Source organism: Gordonia alkaliphila (assembly GCF_023017165.1).
GTDB lineage: Bacteria > Actinomycetota > Actinomycetes > Mycobacteriales > Mycobacteriaceae > Gordonia > Gordonia alkaliphila.
The window spans coordinates 1270846-1292773 of record NZ_JALKBW010000001.1 but is presented as its reverse complement, the minus strand read 5'-3'; the positions used below and the strand labels follow the sequence as shown (position 1 = coordinate 1292773).

The following is a 21928-nucleotide window of genomic DNA, read 5'->3' as shown; positions in this document are numbered from 1 at the left end:
TCGTCGACACGGCGGTATCGGAACCACGCGGACGGTCAGCGGGACGGTCGGTCCCGACCGCACCAGCACGACCGCGTTGACCACGCGACCACCTTCACGGACCTTCATCGTCAACGCGTCCGCGGCGACGAACGTGAACGGGCCCGCTTCACTCAAGGGGCGGTGCCGGAACTGCTCGACGTGCTCATCGAGATCAGCGGCCATCCGCGAGACCTGGGACTTCGACAGCGAGTTGATCCCCAGTGTCTTGACAAGCTTGTCCATGCGGCGGGTGGACACCCCGGCGAGGTAGCAGTCAGCGACCACGGTGATCAACGCTGCTTCGGAGCGTTTGCGCCGCTCGAGCAGCCATTCCGGGAAATACGTGCCCTGCCGCAGTTTGGGGACAGCGACATCGATCGTTCCGACCCGAGTATCGAGGGCGCGGTGCCGGTATCCGTTGCGCTGGTTGGTGCGCTCAGCTGATCGCTGCCCCCATTCAGCGCCGCATACCGCGTCGGCATCAGCGGAGAGCAGGGCGTTGATCACAGCTTGCAGCAGTTCGCGCATCAAGTCCGGCGACGCATCGCTCAGGGGGCTTGGCTCAGCAAGCCCGAAGGGTCGACAATGTGTGGTGCGGTCATCGTGATGACTCCGTTCGAGTGGGTTGTAGGAGATTCCTCGAAGGATCACACGGTGACCGCTCCCGCTCCGAGCAACGACACGCTGCTCGTCATGGTCCCGGTCACCGGGCTACACCACTCTATGGGGCACTACTCCCGTGGCAGCGGGAGATGCTGACCGCGTGGCCGATGTCGACCCGTTCGACGCGACCGCTGAAATGCCGGCAGTGATCGTCGCCGGTAGCCAGGATCCCGCGCTTCGTAAGACGCTGCCGTGGGCGATCGCGTCGCGGGTGGTGGTGATCGGCGGCGACGAGGCGGACGGTGTCAAGGGCGGCTTGCGGCATCTCGCTGACAGTGCAGGCGTCGCAGAACGACTGCGGGTACTCCTCGCCGCTGAGGTGGGGATGCCGCAGGGGCTCGTGCGGATCTCCCGACGGGAGCAGGAGGTTCTCACCACCTACGTACTGGGCGCGACGGTGGAGGAGACCGTCGAGGAGCACTTCGTCGCGGCGAGCACCGTGCGGACGCATTACCGTCGTGCCACTCAGCGATACAGCGACGCCGGGCGACCCGTCCTGAACAAGACGCAGTTGCTGCTGCAGATGATCGCCGACGGCTGGATCGACGTCCACGGCGGCTCGAAGCCGTCGAACACGATGGGCCTCCGGCGCTCGCGGGACCCGGAATCGTGCGAATGCGCCTGAGACGTGGGGTGTGCGGAGGCGTGTAGCGCCGCCGCGTCGTCGACGAATCTCCGGGCGGGCATGCCCGCCACCTCGGAAAATTCCGATACCACGGTGTGCGGAAGCGGCAGGGGCTCGGCGAGCCAGGTGATCTCGCACGTCGACCCGGTGCTCCATGTGCTGCTCGAGCGCATCGTAGGTCTGGTGGATCGCGACGACGCCGTCGCCCGGCTGCTGCGCGACGCGCTCTTCGACGCCACGCGTCTGCACATCCTGGACGCCTACGGCACGTGCCGGCGCGCGGTCGCGCCCGAGGGCGGGCGTGAGCTGGACGACGTCACCCGCGATCGGTTGAGCGAGTTCCTGCACGACAGTCTCAATCGCGAGGTGAATCTCGCGGCCCTGGCGGAGATCGGCGTGCTCACCGGCTTCGTCGACGAGGAACCGGGGCGGCGACGACACCGGCGGAGCAGGCCAAGCCGTCACCTCAACCGCAGCAGGACGATGATCCGGGCGGTCACCCGTGCACCGATCAGTCGGGCGCTCCGGGACAGCTGATTCCGAGGTCTACGGGTGGCTGGGTCTCCGAGATCACCGGCGATGCCCCGCAGAACTGATGCACTAGAGCACGTCGGCGTGACCGTGTCGCCGGCACCAACTGGTGATGTACCGCGCGTGCAGACCGCACCAGCGGTACACGGAGCCCTGCGTGAGGGGCAGCCGGCCGTCGTGCTCGGCGCGGGCCAGCAGCATGGGGCCGAGGTAGTGGCTGGTCACCTTGTTAGCGGTGCTGGGCGAGACCTTGGCGACGGCGGCCAGCGAGGCCCCGTCGGAGGCTCGTCCGGAGGCGATCGCGCCGGCCATGCGCGCGGCGGTGTGTCCGCGGCGGTCGGCGAAGAGTTCGTAGAGCGGTGGTCGGCCGACGATGCTGACGGGCGGCGGGGGGAGCCGACGTCCCAGCGCGGCCGCCCGCAGGGAGTCCATGATCACCGGGAGACCGCCGGCCTTGGGCATCACGCCGAAGACTTCGGGACGCAGACGGGCTTCCTCGAGGTGATCGGCCTCCATGCTGTGCCCCTGCGTCGCCAACAGGACCGGGGCGGGACGTTGGGCTTGGTTCAACCGATCGATCACGTCGAGGCCGTCGAACGTCCACTCCATTTCGGGGCGATTCCAGATCAGGTCGGCGGCGACGACGTCGTACCGCACGGTGCCGGAGATGATCGCCATCAGTTCGTCGTCGGTCGTGGCGACGGCGACGGTCACGTCGTCGAAGGCCGCCTCGAGGGGGCCGGAGATCACTCGCCCGAGGGGGGAGGCGATGAGGATGCGTAAGCCGACTGCCATCTCCTGATCGTAGGGCGCACGCTCGGCAAATGTGTGATCACGCACGATGATCCGACAAACGCGAAGATTTCCACCCGAAATCGGATCAGAAGTGTCAGCTAGCAGGTTGACTGCGTTCGCGCAGCCCACCAAACTGAGGACGTCATTCAGTGGAGTGCATGGCCCGGGCGGGAAGAAGGACGGTCACATGGGACCAGGACGAACGGTGGGGGTGGTGGTGGAACACGATCTCGCGGACCAGGCGACGATCGGTGTGGTGGACCGGTGCGGCTATGCGGCGATCGCGGTGAACTTCGAGCAGCCGCCCGGGGCGGCGGAGGGGACGGTGGGCGCCATTCTGGTGCGGGATCTCGAGCGATTGGAGATGGTGGCCACGGATCCGCGGTACGCGAGTGCCGGGGTGGCGATGGTGCTGTTGCACTCGGGAGAGCAGGAGGTCACGGTGCCACGAGGGGTCACCGTGATTCCTGCGACCGACGATGCGCTCAAGCACCTCCGCGAGTTCCTGACGACCGCGTTGGGTGAGCCGCACTCGCCGACCGCGATTCGGCTGAGCCCCCGGGAACGGGAGGTGCTGACGACGTACGTCCTCGGGGCCACCGTGGAGGAGACCGCCGCGGCGCACTTCCTGGCTGCGTCGACGGTGCGCACGCACTATCGGCGGGCCACCGATCGATATTGCGCGGCGGGGCGGCAGGTGAGCAACAAGACGCAGTTGCTGCTGGAGATGATCGCCGACGGGTGGATTCCGCTGCCCGAGCATGCGGGCGCCGTCGCGAGCTGAGGTGCCGCCTACCGGCTCGGCGCTTTCGCACGGATCACGGTGGCCAGGGCCGGGAACAGCAGCACCGACAGCATGCCGCCGCCGACCAGCACGGCTGCGGCGGTCGCGGAGATGTAGCCCGCGGCCACACCGGTGGTGGTGGCCACGATGATGATCGGTAGACCGGTGGCGCCCATCAGGGCCACCGAGAGTCTGGTGCGACGGTCACTGCCCTCGGGGGCGGCCAGTGCAGAGGGGAGGCCGCGGGCGACGAACAGGGCGAGGGCGACCACGGGGAGCAACGCCAGCGTCCAGGGCTGTTCCAGCAGCGCGTCCAGGTCGAACTCGATGCCGGTGACGATGAAGAAGATGGGGATCAGGAAGCCGAAGGCGAGGCCTTCGATCTTGCTCTCCACCGCTTCCTGAGTCTCGGGGTCGGCGTCCCGGATCAGGATGTGCCAGATGATGCCTGCGGTGAAGGCGCCGAGGAGGATGTCGACGTCGAGCCATGCGCTCAACGCGACGAGCGCGGCGACGATCAGCAGCACCAGCCGGACGGCGAACTGCGCCGACGTATGCAACGTGCTTTCGACGAAGCGGTGCAGCTTGCCGGTCTCCAAGCGCAGCGCGCGCCAGATCGCGAGCACGGCCAGCACGCCGAACGCCACGAGGACGAGGATGGCCGCGAGAGTCGAGCGGTTCGACAGCATCACCGAGATGGCGACGATCGGTCCGAACTCGCCGACGGTGCCGATTGCACCCACGGCGCGGCCGAAGGGCGAATGCAGGTCGCCGTTGTCTCGCAGCACCGGGATGAGGGTGCCGAGCGCCGTCGACGACAGTGCGATGCCGATGATCACCGCGCCCACGCCGGGCACCAGGATCCAGCCCATCCCGATGCCGATCGCCAGGCTGAGCAACCAGCCGAGCCCGGCCCGGGCGCCGGTGCGCCCGCGCAACGCCGCCGCGTTGATCTCGGTGCCGGCCATGAAGAAGAGCATGGCCACGCCGAACTCGGAGAGCAGTTGCAATGCCTCCACCGGCTCGACCAGTTCCAGGACCGACGGGCCCACCACGATGCCGAGCAGCAGCTCGAAGACGATCACCGGCAGGACCACCCATCGCCGCAGGCCGCGCGTGATGATCGGGGCGAGCACGGCGAGGAGCGGAACGAGCACGAGGGTGGCGGCGGTCACGGATCGAGCGTAGTCATCGGTATGTGCGGACGAACGAAGAGTCGCCGCGGCGGCCTGACGACGGTGGTGCGCTGGGGAGTGAGGCGAGTTCCCGGAGTGATGGTGAGTTTTGCTTCCGCGGAGGCACCTGTGAGGTGCTTCTGCGGACATAAAACTCTTGCTGGATGGCTGCCGTGGGTCTTCCTAGGCGGGTGACATCGAAGTCGGGACCACCGCGACGGCACCGATGATCAGGGCGGCCAGGATCGCGATCACCGCCCAGCCGGCTAACTTCCACAGCGACGAGGTCTTGCCCGCGGGAGCTCGGACGATGGCCAACACCGCCGCCACAAGGAGGGACAGCGCCACCGGGCTGAAGGCCACCCACTGACGCCAATTCTCCAGCGGCAGCAGCACTTGGGCGCCGTAGAGAGCGAGGACCAGGGCGGGTACGCCAAGGCCGATCGACAGCAGCGCGACGAGCTGATTCAAGCGGGTCTGCGCGTCGGCTTCACGGGATTCGGCGGTTGACGAGGCGCCGTTCAGCAGATTCATCAGGGCTTCGGATTCGTGCCGCACGGTCAGCGCCAGGTGCTCGCACTGACGCACTGTGGCATCGTGCAGCCGCATCCACGGGCGAGTGAGCGGGGTGGCGGGTTCGACGTCGACCAGCAGATCCGGGTCGCGACGTCGGCGGTAGGCCGAGTAGGCCTCGCTGTCGTCCAGGTAGACGTAGAGCCCCTCGCGCACCGCGGTCTCGGCGATGTCGACGACGCGACCTCCGATGATGTGGAGCTTGAGGATCGACGCCACGATCGACGTGTGAAGTTCGGAGGCACTGCCTTCAGACTCCTCCGCGAGCGCGTTCTCCCAGTGGTAGCGGAACTCGCGGAGTTCTGCCGCGGCATTCCGCGAGACTTCGGCGATCGCTTTCGCATGCCTCGTAACGGTGAACGAGAGGTCCTCGTTCTCACGTCGCTTGGGAAGGATCGGTGCGACAGCCGGTTTCAGGCCGGCGAGAGGTCCGGGGCCGCGGTCGGGGTCGATCCTTGATTCCGGGCCGATTCCCGCCGAGTCGAGGTCCCATGCGTGGCCGCCCCACACGCGATAGTCGATGCCGGACTCGTGAGCGACGACGACCACTTCGCCGACGATGAAGCGGCAGGACATGGGGTCGGACGCCCCGTCCTCCACCGGCACGGCCAGAACCAGTGGAACCACGCGCACGTGCCGCTCGGCGGTGGCTGCGAGTTCGTGATAGGAGGGCTGATTCGGAAGGACACTCAGTTCGACCTGATCCATCTCAGTGCTCACCGGGCCGATGGTAGCTGCTGCAGAAGTCAGGATCTTGGGGCGTACGCAGAACGCCCCTCCCGACACGAGGGTCGGGAGGGGCGTTCAGGATCGACCCTTCGACAGGCTCAGGGAGCGAGGAGGCTCAGGGAGCGTGCGAGGGGAGTGAGCGCAATCTTACTCGGCGCCGATGATGAAGGCTTCGAGCTGGGCGCGGGCCTGATCGTCGGGGATCTGGACCGGCGGGCTCTTCATCAGGTAGGCCGAGGCCGGGAGGATCGGGCCGCCGAGGCCGCGGTCCTTGGCGATCTTCGCGGCGCGCACGGCGTCGATGATGATGCCGGCCGAGTTCGGGGAGTCCCAGACCTCGAGCTTGTACTCCAGGTTCAGCGGAACGTCACCGAAGGCGCGACCCTCGAGGCGGACGTACGCCCACTTGCGGTCGTCGAGCCACTGGACGTAGTCCGACGGGCCGATGTGCACGTTCTTGTCGTACACCTTGCCGGCCAGCGGGCCTTCCAGGATGGAGGTGACGGCCTGGGTCTTGGAGACCTTCTTGGACTCCAGACGCTCACGCTCGAGCATGTTCTTGAAGTCCATGTTGCCGCCGACGTTCAGCTGGTACGTACGGTCCAGCTCCACGCCGCGATCCTCGAACAGCTTCGCCATCACGCGGTGGGTGATGGTGGCGCCGACCTGGCTCTTGATGTCGTCGCCGACGATCGGGACACCGGCGTCGATGAACTTCTGGGCCCACTCGGGGTCCGAAGCGATGAACACGGGGAGGGCGTTGACGAACGCGACACCCGCGTCGATGGCGCACTGGGCGTAGAACTTGTCAGCCTGCTCGGAGCCCACCGGAAGGTAGCTCACCAGCACGTCGACCTCGGCGTTCTTCAGCGCCTGGACCACGTCCACACCGTCGCCGTCGGCCTCGGTGATGGTCTCGCGGTAGTACTTGCCGAGCCCGTCGAGGGTGTGGCCGCGCTGCACCGGGACGTTCATCGGGGGCACATCAGCGATCTTGATGGTGTTGTTCTCGCTGTTGGCGATCGCCTCGGACAGGTCGAAGCCGACCTTCTTGGCGTCGACGTCGAACGCGGCGACGAACTCGACGTCGCGCACGTGGTACTGACCGAACTTCACGTGCATCAGGCCGGGGACGGTCGAATTCTCGTCGGCGTCTTTGTAGTACTGAACGCCTTGGACCAGGGAAGCGGCGCAGTTGCCCACGCCGACGATGGCCACGCGCACTGTATTGGTGTCACCCATGGTCGGGTTCTCCTTCTTGTTGCGGCGGAACGGCGGAATGCGGTGCCGCCGAGTTCTTTCCTTCTTCACCACGCCCGGCTGGGCCGGAGGTGGGGAGTTCTGTGGGGGCTGAGCCGGATGCCTCGTCGGCGATCAGCCTGTTGAGCCACTGCACTTCGCGCTCGGAGGTCTCCAAGCTGAGCTCATGCATCTGGCGGGTGTAGTGGTCCGAGCCGATGCCGGCGCGGCTGAGCAGCTCGCGCAGGCCTTCGCGTCGTTCCTCCACCTGGCGGCGTCGACCTTCGAGGATGCGCATGCGCGCCATCGCGGGGGTGCGGCTGAAGAACGCCAGGTGCACGCCGAAGCCGTCGTCGGTGTAGGTCTGCGGGCCGGTGTCGGCGACCAACTCGGCGAAGCGGGTCTCGCCCTGCGGAGTCAGTCGGTAGACGCGACGGCCGCGGCGCACCTTGACGCCGACGGCGCCGGGAGTGTCGTCCTCGACGATCAGGCTGTCGTCCTGCATGCGGCGCAGCGTCGGGTAGAGCGAGCCGTACGAGAAGGCGCGGAACGCGCCGAGGAGACCGGTGAGCCGCTTGCGCAGTTCGTAGCCGTGCATCGGCGATTCGAGCAGGAGTCCGAGGATGGCCAGTTCAAGCATGGACGCACCGCTCCTCTCCCTCGATGTCCGGTCGACGCGTTACAACGTCCTGATGTAGCGACAAATGTATCGCACCGATATAACTTCTCTGCAACTCTGCGGTAGGTTCGGCGCTTGATCTGCATCACACGCAGGGGCTCCACGGCGCGGGTCTAGGCTGGGAGTCGTGCACCGACGGGTCGTGAACTATGCGCTGGCCAAGCGTTCCAAGCTGGCCGACGTACGCGCGTCCCGAGTCGCTCTGGACGAGGTCTGCGACGCAGGCTCCCAGCTGCTGCGCGCCGCGCAGTTCCATGGTGTGCCCACCGAATCGGCCTGCCCGATCTGCCGAAAAGAGCAGGTCACGCTGGTTTCGCTGCTGTCGGGGTCGTCGTTGGGGCACCTGTCGGGCTCCGCGCGCACGCCCGCGGAGATCGTGCGCCTGGCCGCTCGGATGCCCGAGTTCGCGGTGAACGTCGTCGAGGTCTGTCGCACATGTCGCTGGAACCATCCGGTCCGCTCGTACGTTGTCGGACTGACTTCGTCGGCGCCGCCGGCCCGGCGAGCCGCCGAATAGGACAGTTGGCACCGAGCCCGGTGTGCCGTCACAGTGGTGAGAGAAGCTTTCGACCCGAGCGCGCCGAAATTGCGGAGAAGTGAGTGAGTATGAGCAGCGAGAAGAAGCAGGCCGGGAGTCCGAACGGGACTCGGCGGTCCGGCGGTGCACGGATCCTCGCGTGGGTGCTCGGCTTGGGGGCCGCCGTGGTCCCCGTGGTGGCGATCGTCGGCGTCTTGGCCTTCCTGGTGACGTACCTGGTGGTCGACGTCCCCGGACCCGGTGACATCAAGCAGAACCAGGTCGCGACCATCCTGGACAGCAAGGGCGGTGTGATCGCCCGCGTCGTTCCGCCGGAGGGCAACCGTACCGACGTCAAGTACGACCAGATCCCCGCGTCGCTGGTCGACGCGGTGAAGGCCACCGAGGACCGCGATTTCGACTCCAACTCCGGCTTCTCCATCCGCGGCTTCTCGCGCGCAGCGCTCGGCAAGATCACCGGCAACGCTGGCGCCGGCGGCGGCTCCACCATCACCCAGCAGTACGTGAAGAACGCGCTGGTGGGTGACGAGATCTCGTACAAGCGCAAGTTCAAGGAACTCGCGATCTCCACCAAGATGTCGCGCAAGTGGTCCAAAGAAGACATCATGACCGCCTACCTGAACACCATCTATTTCGGTCGCGGCGCGTACGGCGTGGCCGCGGCGTCGAAGGCCTACTTCAACAAGGACGTCAGCAAGCTCGACGTGGCGCAGTCGGCACTGCTGGCCGCGGTGATCCGTTCGCCGTCGGTGTACGACCCGGCCGTCGATCAGGAGCTCGCGGAAGCGCGTTGGAACTTCGTGCTCGACGGCATGGTCATCACCGACACGCTGACCCAAGCGGACCGGGACGAGCAGAAGTTCCCCAAGGTCATCGCGCCGAAGCCGGTCGCCGACGACTCCTCGAAGGGGCCGGACGGACTGATCAAGCGTCAGGTGTTGGCCGAGCTGGAAACGCTCGACATCACCGAACAGGACGTGCGGACCGAGGGTCTCAAGATCACCACCGCGATCGATCCGAAGGTCCAGGACGCGCTGGAGGACGCCGCGAAGGAGAAGCTCACCGGGGAGCCCAAGGACCTGCGCACGGCATCGGTGTCGGTGGACCCGCAGACCGGCGGCATCCAGGGCTACTTCGGCGGCTGGGACGGCGTCGGCTGGGACTACGCGTCGACCGGTCTGCAGACCGGTTCGGTGTTCAAGGTCTTCGCCCTGGTCGCAGCGCTGGAGCAGGACATTCCGCTGTCGCAGCGCTACTCCTCGGCCCCCTACTCGACGGGCACCGGGCTCACGGTGGAGAACTCCGACGGCGAATCGTGCGGCACCTGCAACCTGGCTACGGCCACCAAGATGTCGCTCAACACCGTCTTCTACCGACTGATGATGGACCTGAAGAACGGTGCCGACGACATCGTCGACGTGGCGCATCGGGCCGGCATCTCCAAGACGCTCAACGGCAAGCCGACCCTGGTCAACGCCAACGGTCGCGCCGAGGGCGGCGTGGTGCTCGGTCAGTACGACTCCACGGTCCTGGACATGGCGTCGTCGTACGCGACGCTCGCCGCGTCGGGCATCTACCGGGCGCCGTTCTTCGTGCAGAAGGTCGAGACCTCCACCGGCACCGTCCTCTACGACCGCAAGCCGGACCCGGGCAAGCGGGTCTTCCCGGCGAAGGTGGCCGACAACGTGACGGCGGCGCTGGAGCCGATCGCCGCGTACTCCAACGGCAATGCGCTCTACGACCCGTCGCTGGGTTCGCGCCCGTCGGCCGCCAAGACCGGTACCGCGCAGCTGGGCAACACCGGGTACAACCGCTACTCGTGGATGGTCGGGTACACCCCGCAGCTGTCGACGGCCGTCTGGGTGGGCACCGCCTCCGGTGACAAGCCGCTGCGCAACTACTCCGGTGCGTCGATCTACGGTTCCGGGCTGCCCGCGCAGATCTGGAAGGCGGCGATGGACCAGGCGCTGGCCGGTGAGCCGATCGAGAGCTTCCCGGAGCCGGAAGCGGTCGGCGGTCAGGCCGGTCTGCCGTACGAACCCCCGCCGGTCACCTACACCACTCCGAGCGAACGCTCGACCCGTCCGACGCGGCCGCGACTGCCGGGCCAGGGCGAGGACGGCAACGTGACCGTCGCCCCGGGCTGGACCATTCCGTGGGGCAACGGCGGTACCGGCGGCGACGAAGGCGGCGACGAACCGCCGACCACCACGCGTAGTCCCGGCCGCAACCCGGGCAATACGACGACGGAAGTGACGCCGCCGCCGACCTCGGAGCCCCCGGCGAACAGCCAGGTCCCGGCGGCCTGACCTCGCCGTGAACGACGGCAGGGAGTGGGAATCGCCGGCTCCGCTGGACGCTGACCAGCGCATCGACACCGACCGCGAGCTGCCCAGCCGCAGCAATGCGCAGGTGGCTGCGGCGAGCGGAGTGATCGGCGGCCCCGTCGGACTGCACGCGGCCGTCGGGCGCAGCCGCTTCTGGACGCCGGTGCGCGCGGTCCTGCTGATGGCCCTGGTGGTACTGGCGGTGTCGTGGACGGGCAAGGCCGGCTGCCTGCAGCAGTCGCCGGTGCCCGCCGCGCCCGGCGAGGACGCCACCGGGGAGATGCGGCTGAACTGGGACAACCAACGCCAGTACTACAGCCTCTGCTACACCGACATCGTCGCGATGTACGCCGCGCAGCGGCTCACACCGCGGGACCTGCAGCAGGGCACCATGCCCTACCGCACCTACTGGTACGACGATGCCGCGTCGACCGGCACCAAGCGCTACACCGATCAGCCGGTGCTGATCGGGCTCACCATGTACGTGGCCGCCAAGGCGACGCAGGGATGGCAGGCGCTGGTCGACGGCACGGCCATCCCGAAGCAACTCGACGTGGTGACGTTCTTCAACATCGCGGCGTTGCTGATCACCCTGTTCTGGCTGCTCGCGGTGTGGGCGACCATGAAGACCGATCGCCGACGGCTCTGGCGCGGCGCGCTCGTGGCCCTGTCGCCGCTGGTGCTGGTCCACGCCTTCACCGCGTTCGACGTGATCCCGGTGGCGCTGGTGGCCCTGGCCCTGCTGTGCTGGTCCCGCGAACGGGTGCTCCTGGCCGGCGTCTTCGGCGGGCTGGCCGCGGCCGCCGCGCTGTATCCGCTGCTGCTGCTACCGGCGCTGGCGGTGATCTGTGTCCGAGACCGTCGCATGCAGGACTTCTGGGCCTTCCTCACCTGCGGAGGTATCGCCTGGCTGGCGGTGAATCTGCCGGTCATGGTGAGTTATCCGCGCGGTTGGGGCGAGTTCTACCGCACCTGGTGGCAGCGGGGCGTCGAGCCGGACAGCCTCTACCACCAGGCGATGCGGCTGGCCGGGTGGGCGCCGTCGACCACGCTGCTCAACGTGCTGAGCCTGACGCTGCTGGCCGCCGTGATCGCGGCCGTCGCGTATCTCGCGCTGCGCGCCGAGGTGACGCCGACCCTCGCGCAGCTGATGTTCCTCTTGGTCGCCGGCTATCTGCTGGTGGGCACCACGTGGCACCCGCAGTCGTCGCTGTGGCTGGTGCCGTTGGCGGTGCTGGCGGTCCCGTACGTCCGGCTGCTGGTGGCCGTCATGGTGATCGACGCACTGGTGTGGGTGCCGCGGATGGGCCTGTTCCTCGACCCCGAGCGCAAGTGGCTCAACGAGGACTGGTTCTCGGTGGCCGTCGTGATCCGCGCGATCGCGGTGTTGATTCTCTGCGCGGTGGTGGTGCGGGACCTGCTGGCTCGGACGCCGCAACAGCGTCCCCCGGCCCCGCCGGTGCCGGCCGCGCCCTACGCGGGCGCGACCAGCTGATCGACGCGGTCCACCAGGTCGGCGCGGGCCTGCGTCCAGTCGTCGACGGTCATCGAGAACTGCGCGGTGGTGCGCCAGCCGTCGCCGAAACGACGGTGCTTGCGCAGCAGTCCCTCGAACGTCGCGCCGAGCTTGGTGACCGCGGCCCGTGAGTGCGCGTTGTCCTCGTGCGTGTGCCAGACGACGCGGACCGCGCCTGCCTGGGTGAAGGCGTAGTCGAGCAGCATGAGCTTGGCGGCCGGGTTCACCACGGTGCCGTGGACGCGGGAGGCGTAGTACGTGTAGCCGATGATCACCGCCAGGTTCGGCTCGTCGACGTCGTAGTAGCTGGTGGTGCCGATCAGTTCGCCGGTGGCGTCGTCGATCACCGCGAAGGGCAGGCGTCGTCGATCATCGTGGGCGGCGCGGATCCACTCCAGGGCGGCCTCGGTATCGGTCGGCACCGCCGGAATGTAGCGGCCCAGCTCGGGCTCGGCGCCGCCGATGGCGGCCAGCGCGGGCGCGTCGGACACGGTCAGCGGACGGAGCGTGACGCCAGCGCGAGTCAGGACCGGGGTGCCCAGCCAATGCCAGGCGGCGGCGCTGTCGGCGTCGGCCAGGCGGGTGAGCGGCGGTCGCGGCGGCAGGGCGGTCCGCATGAACGACGCCAACGGTTCGCGCACCTGCATGCGTGCGGCGGTCACCAGGAAGTAGGCGAGCAGGATCGCGTGGCACCACACGCCCAGCTGGACGCCGGCGTCGATGTACCAGGGCGTCGGCCGGTCGGTCGCCAGGTAACCGAACATCCGGAAGATCGACAGATCCAAGGTCACGTCGGTCACCAGGTAGACGGCGATGGCCGGCCACGGCACGCGCAGCAGCACGAAGAACGGCAGCACCCACAGGGTGTACTGCGGCGAATGGACCTTGTGGAACAGCATGAAGCCGGCGAGCAGCGCGAAGCTGGCCCCGATCCAGGGGAAGACGCCGTCGATCGTGTACTGGCGCCACGCCAGGTAGGTCGCGGCCACTACGGCGAGGATGATCAGCAGTGTCGACGCGACGCCGACGATCGAGTTGTAGAGGTCGATGTTTCCGTTCAGCAGCGGCCGAAGTCCCCAGTACCAGAAGGTGTTGGTGTCGATGTCGGCCTTGCGCTTGCCCTGGAAGTCGAGCGCGGCTTTCCAACCGTCGTACCCGGCGATCATGAACGGCACCTGCGCCACCAGCGTGGTGACGACGGCGGCGACCACCACCCAGGCCGCACCCACCCAGTCGTAGGCGCGACGGGCCGCGGACCGGCCGAGCTCGCCGTGGGTGAGCACGTAGAGCGCCAGCGGCAGCACGAACATGCCGGGATAGATCTTCAGCGAGAAGCCGATGGCCAGGAGCACCGACGCGATGATCGACGACGTGCGCAGACTCATCCGTCGCTGCCCGGTCTTGCTGCTCGCACTGGCGCCCCACGCCATCACGGCGATGGCCGCGACGGAGGTGAACACGACGGGCAGTTCCCAGTTGTGGAACGCGTACAACACCAGCGCCGGGGTGGCCGCCCAGAGCAGCACCCACCAGCGGCTCATCCACGCCAGGAGAATCGTGATGACCAGGGCGAACGGGGTCAGGATCAGCGCCGTCTGCATGAAGAAGCCGAGGTCGGTGTGCTGCCCGATCGCCCCGAGCCACATGAGCAGCCCGGACAGCACCGGGTACTCCACCACGCCGCCGAACAGGTGGCCCTGCTCGGTGATGCCGCCGTGGATGTACGGGAAGACGTGGTTGTCGATGTCACGACCGACCCACAGGAACATCAGGTCCGAATAGCAGGGAATCACCGCGTTCGGATCGCCCACCGGGAACTTCGCGCTGCGCCCGAACTGGTCGAACGGTGCTCCGCCGCACGCCAGCTTGGCCCGATAACCCCAGGTCAGCGCTGCAATGGTGAAGAGCAGCGAGGTCACCATGATGATGACGCTCTCGCCGCGGTGCAGCAGTCCTCGGCGGACGGCGAGGTCCGAAGCAGCAGAAGGCATGGGGAAGACTCTAGCGGTGATCGGGATTTCCCTGGTCACGGGCTACTCGTGTATCTTGAACGGGTTGCCGACGCAGGCGACCCTCCTGTCGTGGAAAGTCCACGGCCGATAGCCCATAGGAGGTGATGTGGTCTTATGCGTCACTACGAATTGATGGTCATCCTCGATCCGAGCCTGGACGAGCGCACCGTCGCCCCATCTCTGGATACGTTCCTCAATGTTGTCCGCAGCGAAGGCGGCTCCGTCGACAATGTCGACATCTGGGGCAAGCGCCGGCTCGCGTACGAGATCGAGAAGAACGCCGAAGGCATTTACGCCGTCGTCGAACTCACCGCGTCTCCCGCGACCGTCAGCGAGCTCGATCGTCAGCTGGGTCTGAACGAGTCGGTGCTGCGCACGAAGGTCATGCGCAAGTAGCCCACCCGGCACTGTTCATCCACGTCCGTGAATGACCTCCGCGTTCGTCGGAGGCGGCCACTAGTCTGGTTCTCGAACCATTCGGCCGCCGCCATCGAATGTGGCGGACATCCACACGATTCAGGGGAAACACCATGACTGACACGGTCATCACCGTTGTAGGAAACCTGACCGCCGATCCGGAACTGCGGTTCACCGCGTCCGGCGCGCCGGTGGCGAACTTCACGGTGGCCTCCACTCCGCGTACCTTCGATCGCCAGACCAATGAGTGGAAGGACGGCGAAGCGCTGTTCCTCCGCTGCAGCATCTGGCGCGACGCCGCGGAGAACGTGACCGAGTCGCTCACCAAGGGCTCCCGCGTGATCGTGCAGGGCAAGCTCAAGCAGCGGTCGTATGAAACCCGTGAAGGGGAGAAGCGCACCGTGGTGGAGCTGGAAGTGGATGAGATCGGCCCCTCGCTGCGGTACGCCACCGCGAAGGTCACCCGCACCCCGCGCGGCGGTGGTGGCGGAGGCAACTTCGGTGGCGACCGCGGCAATCAAGGCGGCGGCGGATACGGCGGCGGCAACCAGGGCGGCGGCTACAACGCCCCGTCCGGCGGCAACCGCCAGCAGTCGCAGCAGGCCGATGACCCCTGGGGAAGCGCACCGCCCACCGGCGGTGGCAACTTCGCCAGCGGGGATGACGAACCACCTTTCTGATACCGGGCTCGCCAGCCCGAGGAGCATCAACGGAGCACTCATATGGCAAAGCAAAAGGGGCGTAAGCCTCGCGTAGAGAAGATCACCAAGGCCAAGGCCTGCAGCTTCTGCAAGGACAAGAAGGCCGGCGAGATCGATTACAAGGACACCGCGCAGCTGCGTCGTTTCCTGTCCGACCGCGGCAAGATCCGTTCGCGTCGGGTGACCGGCAACTGTGTCCAGCACCAGCGTGACGTCGCGGTGGCCGTGAAGAACGCACGTGAAGTGGCGCTGCTGCCCTTCACCTCGACCGGTCGCTGAGCGGGAAAGGAATCACTGACATGAAGCTGATCCTTACCAGCGCTGTGGAAAACCTGGGCGAAGCTGGCGACACCGTTGAGGTGCGCGATGGCTACGGCCGCAACTTCCTGCTGCCCCGCGGCCTCGCGATCGTCGCCACCCGTGGCGCCGAGAAGCAGGTCGAGGGCATCCGTCGGGCCCAGCAGGCTCGCATCGTGCGGGACCTGGACCACGCCAACGAGCTGAAGCAGGCCCTCGAGGGCCTGGAGTCGGTCTCGCTGACCGTGAAGACCCACGACTCGGGCAAGCTGTTCGGTTCGGTCACCGCGGCTGATGTCGTCGGTGCCATCCGCACGGCCGGCGGTCCGTCCGTCGAGAAGCGGAACGTGGACTTCCCGAAGGGCCACATCAAGGCCGTGGGCACCTACCCGGTGTCCGTGAAGCTGCACCCGAAGGTCGAGGCGAAGGTCAACGTCGCCGTCGTCTCGGACTAAAGCTCCGCGCCTACACGACAAGCGCCGGTTCCCCTCGCGGGGGACCGGCGCTTCGTCGTCGGTGGGACCGGTTCCCGGTCAGCGCAGGTGCGGTGGGAGGTACTTCGGGGCGGGGTTGGCGTTGTGCCGACGGTCGCCCTTCGGGTAATAGAACTTGTGCCATGCGCGGCTGAGGATGAAGGCGCGGTTGTTGGTGGCGCAGGAGACCACGTTGCGGCGCGGAACGGCGCAGACGGTGCCGGCGACGGTGATGCGCTGGCCCACCTTGAGGACGGGGGCGCGGAAACCGGCCTGGGAACCGAACCGGTAGGTGGTGCCCGGGGGAACCCACAGCGGGCCCTGCAGGTCGTTGGTGATCGCGGCGCCCTTGGTGCGCGGCGGCGCGGTGGCCGGGCGGCCCTGGCACGCGACCGAACCCGGACGCGGGCCGATCTGGCAACGCCACTGCCCGGCGACGAAGAACGTCCGGCCGTCGTCGGCGAAGCGCAACGACTGGTACTTGGCGGCGTTCACCGGCGCGAAGGAGCCGAACCGCAACTCCGGAGGCGGCGGGGCCGCGGCCGCGGGCGGCGCGGCCAGGAGGCCGGCGGCGACCAATGTCGAGGTCAGCAGGACGAGAAGTGCTGCCAGGGGACGTGGACGGGACGGACTCATGGGGGCGCGCACGGGCCCATTCCACCACGGGCCGCGGGTGCCACGTCGTTCTTCGGGCAAGAAGGGCGACCCTCAACGGGATGTCTACACCTGACGGGCCGATGTGCAACGCGACACGCCGAGGAGGCGGAAATTCAGGGCCTGTGGGTAGTGGAAAAGCGTTCTTACCTGCGGCAATGGGTGTGATCTAGGGTAAATCCACCGCGCTTTCCACATGGCTGTCCACATTCCCGCCCGCAAGACGCGGAGTTGTCCACAGACGGTCCACAGGTTTGCCCACAGGGACGGTTTGCCGCCTGTCGTACCCGGGCCCTAATCTTCCCGGGGGACACGGTTAACCGTGCAGTAACCGTGTTGGGGCATCGATCAGAGTCGAGTAGGGGAGTTTTGCGTGGCGCTTGACGACACACACGAACCGTCAGACTCGCAACCTCCGGCCACCCCGGAGGAAACGCTCCGGCAGCCGCCTCAGGACACCGCCGCCGAGCAGTCCGTGTTGGGCGGCATGCTGCTGTCCAAGGACGCGATCGCCGACGTGCTGGAGCGGATCAAGCCCGACGACTTCTACAAGCCGGCGCACCAGGCCGTCTACGACGCGATCCTGGAGCTGTACGGCCGCGGCGAGCCCGCCGACGCGGTGACCGTCTCCGCCGAACTCGACCGCAAAGGCGAACTGCGCAAGGTAGGCGGCGCCCCATACCTGCACACGCTGATCTCCACGGTGCCCACGGCGGCCAACGCCGGCTACTACGCCGAGATCGTCGCCGAGAAGGCCCTGCTGCGCCGTCTGGTCCAGGCCGGCACGCGCATCGTCCAGTACGGCTTCGCCGGGGCCGACGGCCAGGACGTCGCCGAGGTGGTCGACCGCGCGCAGGCCGAGATCTACGACGTCACCGAGCGCAGCGCCTCCGAGGACTATGTGATCCTCGACGAGCTGATGCAGCCCACCCTCGACGAGCTCGACTCGATCGCCTCGCGCGGCGGCCTGTCGTTGGGTGTGCCGACCGGATTCGCCGATCTCGACAAGCTGACCAACGGCCTGCACCCGGGCCAGATGATCATCGTCGCGGCCCGCCCAGGCGTCGGCAAGGCGCTCGCCCTCGACACCCCGCTGCCCACCCCGACCGGGTGGACCCGGATGGGGAAGGTCGCCGTCGGCGATCACCTGATCGGTGCCGACGGCGAGCCGACCCGCATCGTCGCGATCAGCGAGGTGATGACCGCGCGCCCGTGCTTCGAGGTGGAGTTCGCCGACGGCGCCGTGATCGTCGCCGATCGCGACCACCAGTGGCCGGTGGAGCTCGACGACGACGCTCGCGTGCTCACCACCGACGAACTGCGCGCACATGTGGGCAATGTGGGGATCCGCAACGCAGCGCCCCTCGAATTGCCCGAGCGTGAGTTCGCCTACGGCCCGTACACCGTCGCCGCGCTGGCCGGCATGGCCTACGACGATCCGGAGATCGCCGTCCGAATCGAGGCCGAGGGCCCCGTCGAAGTGATGACGCTGATGGCCGACCTGGCCGGACTGATTCCGTCCGAGTATCTGCGCGGCTCCGTCCGACAGCGTCGTGCCGTCCTGGCGGGCCTGCTCGACGCGCGCGCCCGCGTGGAGGACGACGGCTGGATCACCATTCCGATCGTGACCCGCCGCATGTCCGAGGTGATCACCGACCTCGTCGCCGGCCTCGGCTACGTGTACCAGCGCGAACCCACCGGCTGGATCCGGATGGCCGCCGACGACGACGTGTTCACCGTGCACAAGAAGGCGGTGCGCCACAAGGAACTGCGCGGCAAGGCCGGCTTCCGGCGGATCGTGGCGATCCGGCCCGTCGACTCGGTGCCGGTGCGCTGCGTGCAGGTCGACAACGCCGACCACCTCTACCTCGCCGGTGAGGCCATGGTGCCGACGCACAATTCGACGCTCGCCATGGACTTCCTGCGGTCGGCGTCGGTGCACCACGGCCTGTCGGCCGCGATGTTCTCGTTGGAGATGAGTAAGACCGAGATCGTCATGCGACTGCTCTCGGCCGAGGCGCGCGTGAAGCTCGGCGACATGCGGTCGGGCAACATGAGCGACGACGACTGGAGCCGGCTGGCCCGCCGCATGGGCGAGATCAGCAGTGCTCCGCTGTTCATCGACGACTCCCCGAACCTCACCATGATGGAGATCCGGGCCAAGGCGCGGCGCCTCAAGCAGCGGCACGACCTCAAGCTCGTGGTGATCGACTACATGCAGCTGATGAGCTCGGGCAAGAAGGTCGAGTCGCGTCAGCAGGAAGTCTCCGAGTTCTCCCGCTCGATCAAGCTGCTGGCCAAGGAACTCGAAGTTCCGGTAGTCGCGATCAGTCAGCTGAACCGTGGACCGGAGCAGCGCACCGACAAGCGCCCGCAGGTCTCGGACCTGCGTGAGTCGGGTTCGCTGGAGCAGGACGCCGACATGGTGATCCTGCTGCACCGCCCGGACGCCTTCGAGCGCGACGACCCGCGCGCCGGTGAGGCCGACATCATCGTGGGCAAGCACCGTAACGGTCCGACGGCCACCATCACCGTCGCACACCAGCTGCATCTTTCGAAGTTCGTCGACATGGCCCGCGGCTGAGTCGAAGCGACGACCGAATCGGCACAGGTCCGGCACGCGGTCTGTTAAGTGCGCAGACAGTTCATTCCAGATTCAGAAGGGATGGAGCGTGAAGTCGATTCCGATTTCTGGCGCGACGGTCCTCGGGATTGATCCGGGCTACGCTATCCAGCTCCATCTCTCTAACGGCGGCGTGCTCTCGATAGAGGATCCGATCGTCGTCGTAGCCGGTAGCACTGTGACTGGGCTCAGCCCATCTGTGGGATGTTCGAGGTTGCGACGTTGAGTGGGCGTGTTCATGCTGGGGCCGTCCGATCCAGCCTTCGGTTTGCTGGTGCTCGGCTCACTTGTCGTGTTGAATCGCCCCGGCGTGTCCGGAGACTCTGTTCGTTGTGAATCGTGTCGGGTTTGATGGAGGGTAGGAACACCCGGAAGGACCCGCCATCATGGCAGCACCTCGTAAGTACCCCGCCGAGCTCAAAGAGCGGGCAACGCGCATGGCGATCGACGCCCGCAAAGACCCTGAGACCCGCACCGGCGCTTACAAGCGCGTGGGTGAGCAGCTCGGTGTCCATCCCGAAGCGCTGCGCACCTGGGTCAAACAAGCCGAGACCGACGAGGGCCTGCGTCCGGGCCGCACGACTGAGGAGTCCGCGCGGATCGCGGAGCTCGAGCGCGAGGTTCGGGAGTTGCGTCGGGCGAACACGATCCTGAAGCAGGCGTCGGCTTTCTTCGCGGCGGAGCTCGACCGCCCGTCCCGATGAGCGAACGCGTCCGGTTCGTCGCGGAGCATCGTGGCGAGCATGGGGTCGAGCCGATCTGCCGGGTCTTGGAAGGAACGCCCGGCCAGATTGCCCCGTCGACGTTCTATGCCGCTCAGTCTCGGTCGCCCTCGGCGAGAGAGGTCCGCGACGGGCAGCTGCTGGAGCTGATCCGGAAGATCCACTCGGACAACTACGGCGTTTATGGAGTCCGTAAGATCCACGCCGAGCTGCGCAGGCAGGGCGAGAAAGTCGCCGAGTCCACGGTCCGGCGTCTCATGCGCGAGGCCGGGCTGCGTGGGATCTCGCGGGCGAAGGGTCCGCGGACGACGAAGCCGGCACCGGAGACGGGCAGGCCGTTGGATCTCGTGGGGCGCGAGTTCGTCGCGTCGCGTCCGAACGAGCTCTGGGTCGCCGATATAACCTATGTCCACACGTTCTCCGGCTGGGTCTATGTCGCGTTCGTCACCGACGTGTTCAGTCGTCTTGTCGTCGGCTGGCAGGTCTCTACAAGGCTCTATACGGACCTCGCGCTCGACGCCCTGAAAATGGGGATTTGGCGGCGCCAGCATGCCGGCGACGACCTGACCGGCCTAATTCATCACTCCGATCGCGGGGTCCAGTATCGAGCGATCCGCTACGCAGAACGTCTCGCCGAATGCGACGCCGTCGCCTCTGTCGGGTCAAAGGGCGATAGCTATGACAATGCGATGGCCGAGGCGCTGAACTCGCTTTACAAGGCCGAGTTGATCCGCAACCGCGGTCCCTGGACGGCGATCAACGACGTCGAGATCGCGACGGCGGAATACATCGACTGGTTCAACAACCGTCGCCTCCATGGCGAGATCGGGCACGTCCCGCCCGCCGAGCTCGAGGCGGCCTATCGCGCCACTGCGCGCGAGCACTCATTAACCGAAACCAAGTAGATCAGCCTCTACCAAACCCGACACTTGACACCCTTCAGCAGTACCCACCCCAGCCCTGCCGCCAAGCCCCGAATTGATCTACCAACCCTTCGCCGAAGGTACCCCGGAGGCGGGCACCGTGGCGCCGACCTTCCTGCCGGGTCGGGGTGTCGAACAGGTGAATTGCACGACTAGCCCGGCGGACACTCCTCGACTTTCGCTATTATCAGTAGCACTTCGTGCGAACCAAGATCGCCAGGCGCGCCCGAGAGCAGTCTCGGGGATGGGAGTGTGGGTGCGGTGATGGCGGCCAGGCGCGACGCGGGTCCTCGGTCCAAGGACGTGATGGATGACAAAGACCCGCGTTTGGTTCGTTCACGCAACCGGTTGGTTGATGCGGCATCTGCCCTGTTGAAGACCGGCGGGGTTAATGCAGTCACGGTCGGGGCGGTCTCCCGGATGTCGCGAGTGGCTCGAACGACGTTTTACCGGCATTTCGACGGCACCACCGATTTGTTGGCTGCGGCGTTCGAACGATTGTTGCCCCACGCCGACGTCCCTGACGCGCACGGACCAATCCGCGACAGTTTGGTGCGGTTGGTCCGTGCTCAGGCTGCGTTGATCGAGCAGGCGCCACTGCAATTGACCGCCTTGGCGTGGCTGGCGATGGTGCCGGAGGAGCCCGGGGAGCAGCAGAACACCCTCGCGCCGCTGCGCGCTCGTGTCATCGCGCAGTACCGGGAACCGTTCGATCAGGTGTTGCAGAGCGCCGCCGCCCAGAAGGAACTCGACGAGTTCGATCCCGGCGTGGCCATCACCCAGCTCGTGGGCCCGCTGGTCTTCGCGCGGCTGTCCGGCCTTCGCTCGATGAGTGGCGCGGACTGCGAACAGCTTGTCGACGACTTTCTCGCCGCCCACCGCCGCTGATCCGATAGTCCCGCGTCGCCGAA

20 protein-coding genes, 1 pseudogene and 1 other annotated feature are annotated in these 21928 nt (G+C 67.1%); of the genes and pseudogenes, 13 read left to right on the top strand and 8 right to left on the bottom strand.

The window, feature by feature from the left end; all coding sequences use genetic code 11:
• Positions 1-51: 51 nt before the first annotated feature.
• Positions 52-623 (bottom strand): annotated as a pseudogene (locus MUG78_RS05725) (transposase); the annotation flags it as partial.
• Between the two features lie 161 nt (positions 624-784).
• On the opposite strand from MUG78_RS05725, the gene MUG78_RS05720 reads away from it, so the two are divergent.
• A complete protein-coding gene (locus MUG78_RS05720; RefSeq protein ID WP_246993008.1) occupies positions 785-1309 on the top strand; it encodes a helix-turn-helix transcriptional regulator in 525 nt (174 codons plus the stop codon).
• A gap of 60 nt (positions 1310-1369) precedes the next feature.
• The gene (locus MUG78_RS05715; protein ID WP_246993006.1) at positions 1370-1846 is read left to right on the top strand and encodes a hypothetical protein; all 477 of its coding nucleotides are present in this window, start codon (positions 1370-1372) and stop codon (positions 1844-1846) included.
• A 63-nt stretch (positions 1847-1909) separates the two neighbouring features.
• Here the strand turns inward: MUG78_RS05715 and MUG78_RS05710 are convergent, their stop codons facing one another.
• The gene (locus MUG78_RS05710; protein WP_246993004.1) at positions 1910-2635 is read right to left on the bottom strand and encodes an MSMEG_1198 family transcriptional regulator; all 726 of its coding nucleotides are present in this window, start codon (positions 2633-2635) and stop codon (positions 1910-1912) included.
• A 187-nt stretch (positions 2636-2822) separates the two neighbouring features.
• On the opposite strand from MUG78_RS05710, the gene MUG78_RS05705 reads away from it, so the two are divergent.
• Positions 2823-3419: a LuxR C-terminal-related transcriptional regulator gene (locus MUG78_RS05705; protein WP_246993002.1), complete on the top strand. Its 597-nt coding sequence runs from the start codon at positions 2823-2825 to the stop codon at positions 3417-3419.
• A gap of 8 nt (positions 3420-3427) precedes the next feature.
• On the opposite strand, the gene MUG78_RS05700 is transcribed toward MUG78_RS05705, so the two are convergent.
• The 4 genes from MUG78_RS05700 to MUG78_RS05685 form a co-directional block, all read right to left on the bottom strand.
• Positions 3428-4594, bottom strand: coding sequence for a cation:proton antiporter (locus tag MUG78_RS05700; protein ID WP_246993000.1), 1167 nt, complete (start codon positions 4592-4594; stop codon positions 3428-3430).
• Positions 4595-4777: 183 nt separating this feature from the next.
• Entirely contained in the window at positions 4778-5887 is a 1110-nt protein-coding gene (locus MUG78_RS05695; protein ID WP_246992997.1) for a hypothetical protein, read from the bottom strand.
• 156 nt (positions 5888-6043) lie between these two features.
• Complete coding sequence (locus MUG78_RS05690) at positions 6044-7138, bottom strand: inositol-3-phosphate synthase (protein ID WP_246992995.1); 1095 nt, start codon at positions 7136-7138, stop codon at positions 6044-6046.
• The gene (locus MUG78_RS05685; protein WP_246992994.1) at positions 7131-7775 is read right to left on the bottom strand and encodes a PadR family transcriptional regulator; all 645 of its coding nucleotides are present in this window, start codon (positions 7773-7775) and stop codon (positions 7131-7133) included. Before MUG78_RS05685 ends, MUG78_RS05690 begins: the two co-directional genes overlap by 8 nt.
• A 166-nt stretch (positions 7776-7941) precedes the next feature.
• On the opposite strand from MUG78_RS05685, the gene MUG78_RS05680 reads away from it, so the two are divergent.
• The 3 genes from MUG78_RS05680 (at position 7942) to MUG78_RS05670 (ending at position 12174) form a co-directional block, all read left to right on the top strand.
• On the top strand, positions 7942-8331 hold the full coding sequence (locus tag MUG78_RS05680) for a DUF5318 family protein (RefSeq protein WP_372493132.1): 390 nt from the start codon (positions 7942-7944) through the stop codon (positions 8329-8331).
• Positions 8332-8420: 89 nt separating this feature from the next.
• Positions 8421-10661, top strand: coding sequence for a transglycosylase domain-containing protein (locus MUG78_RS05675; RefSeq protein WP_246996867.1), 2241 nt, complete (start codon positions 8421-8423; stop codon positions 10659-10661).
• Between the two features lie 7 nt (positions 10662-10668).
• On the top strand, positions 10669-12174 hold the full coding sequence (locus MUG78_RS05670; RefSeq protein ID WP_246992992.1) for a glycosyltransferase family 87 protein: 1506 nt from the start codon (positions 10669-10671) through the stop codon (positions 12172-12174).
• Here the strand turns inward: MUG78_RS05670 and MUG78_RS05665 are convergent.
• Positions 12153-14186: a GNAT family N-acetyltransferase gene (locus MUG78_RS05665; RefSeq protein WP_246992990.1), complete on the bottom strand. Its 2034-nt coding sequence runs from the start codon at positions 14184-14186 to the stop codon at positions 12153-12155. The genes MUG78_RS05670 and MUG78_RS05665 overlap by 22 nt on opposite strands.
• 135 nt (positions 14187-14321) lie before the next feature.
• Between MUG78_RS05665 and rpsF the strand changes: the two genes are divergently transcribed.
• The 4 genes from rpsF to rplI all read left to right on the top strand — a co-directional run bounded on the left by rpsF (position 14322) and on the right by rplI (position 16077).
• Entirely contained in the window at positions 14322-14603 is a 282-nt protein-coding gene (gene rpsF, locus MUG78_RS05660) for a 30S ribosomal protein S6 (RefSeq protein ID WP_246992987.1), read from the top strand.
• A 134-nt stretch (positions 14604-14737) separates the two neighbouring features.
• Complete coding sequence (locus MUG78_RS05655) at positions 14738-15304, top strand: single-stranded DNA-binding protein (protein ID WP_246992985.1); 567 nt, start codon at positions 14738-14740, stop codon at positions 15302-15304.
• A 42-nt stretch (positions 15305-15346) separates the two neighbouring features.
• Positions 15347-15604, top strand: a complete 258-nt coding sequence (rpsR, locus tag MUG78_RS05650; protein WP_246992982.1) for a 30S ribosomal protein S18 — start codon at positions 15347-15349, stop codon at positions 15602-15604.
• Between the two features lie 20 nt (positions 15605-15624).
• Positions 15625-16077, top strand: a complete 453-nt coding sequence (gene rplI, locus MUG78_RS05645) for a 50S ribosomal protein L9 (protein WP_246992980.1) — start codon at positions 15625-15627, stop codon at positions 16075-16077.
• A gap of 78 nt (positions 16078-16155) precedes the next feature.
• On the opposite strand, the gene MUG78_RS05640 is transcribed toward rplI, so the two are convergent.
• Positions 16156-16743: a hypothetical protein gene (locus MUG78_RS05640; protein ID WP_308221334.1), complete on the bottom strand. Its 588-nt coding sequence runs from the start codon at positions 16741-16743 to the stop codon at positions 16156-16158.
• Positions 16744-17122: 379 nt separating this feature from the next.
• On the opposite strand from MUG78_RS05640, the gene dnaB reads away from it, so the two are divergent.
• The 3 genes from dnaB to MUG78_RS05625 all read left to right on the top strand — a co-directional run bounded on the left by dnaB (position 17123) and on the right by MUG78_RS05625 (position 21905).
• On the top strand, positions 17123-19333 hold the full coding sequence (gene dnaB, locus MUG78_RS05635) for a replicative DNA helicase (protein WP_308221333.1): 2211 nt from the start codon (positions 17123-17125) through the stop codon (positions 19331-19333).
• A gap of 425 nt (positions 19334-19758) precedes the next feature.
• A protein-coding gene (locus MUG78_RS05630; RefSeq protein WP_246991597.1) for an IS3 family transposase occupies positions 19759-20999 on the top strand; the annotation gives its coding sequence in 2 pieces (ribosomal slippage) (positions 19759-20038 and positions 20038-20999; 1242 coding nt in all).
• Positions 20037-20171, top strand: a sequence feature (AL1L pseudoknot). Its footprint overlaps the gene before it by 135 nt.
• A gap of 282 nt (positions 21000-21281) precedes the next feature.
• Complete coding sequence (locus MUG78_RS05625; RefSeq protein WP_246996862.1) at positions 21282-21905, top strand: TetR/AcrR family transcriptional regulator; 624 nt, start codon at positions 21282-21284, stop codon at positions 21903-21905.
• Positions 21906-21928 lie beyond the last annotated feature (23 nt).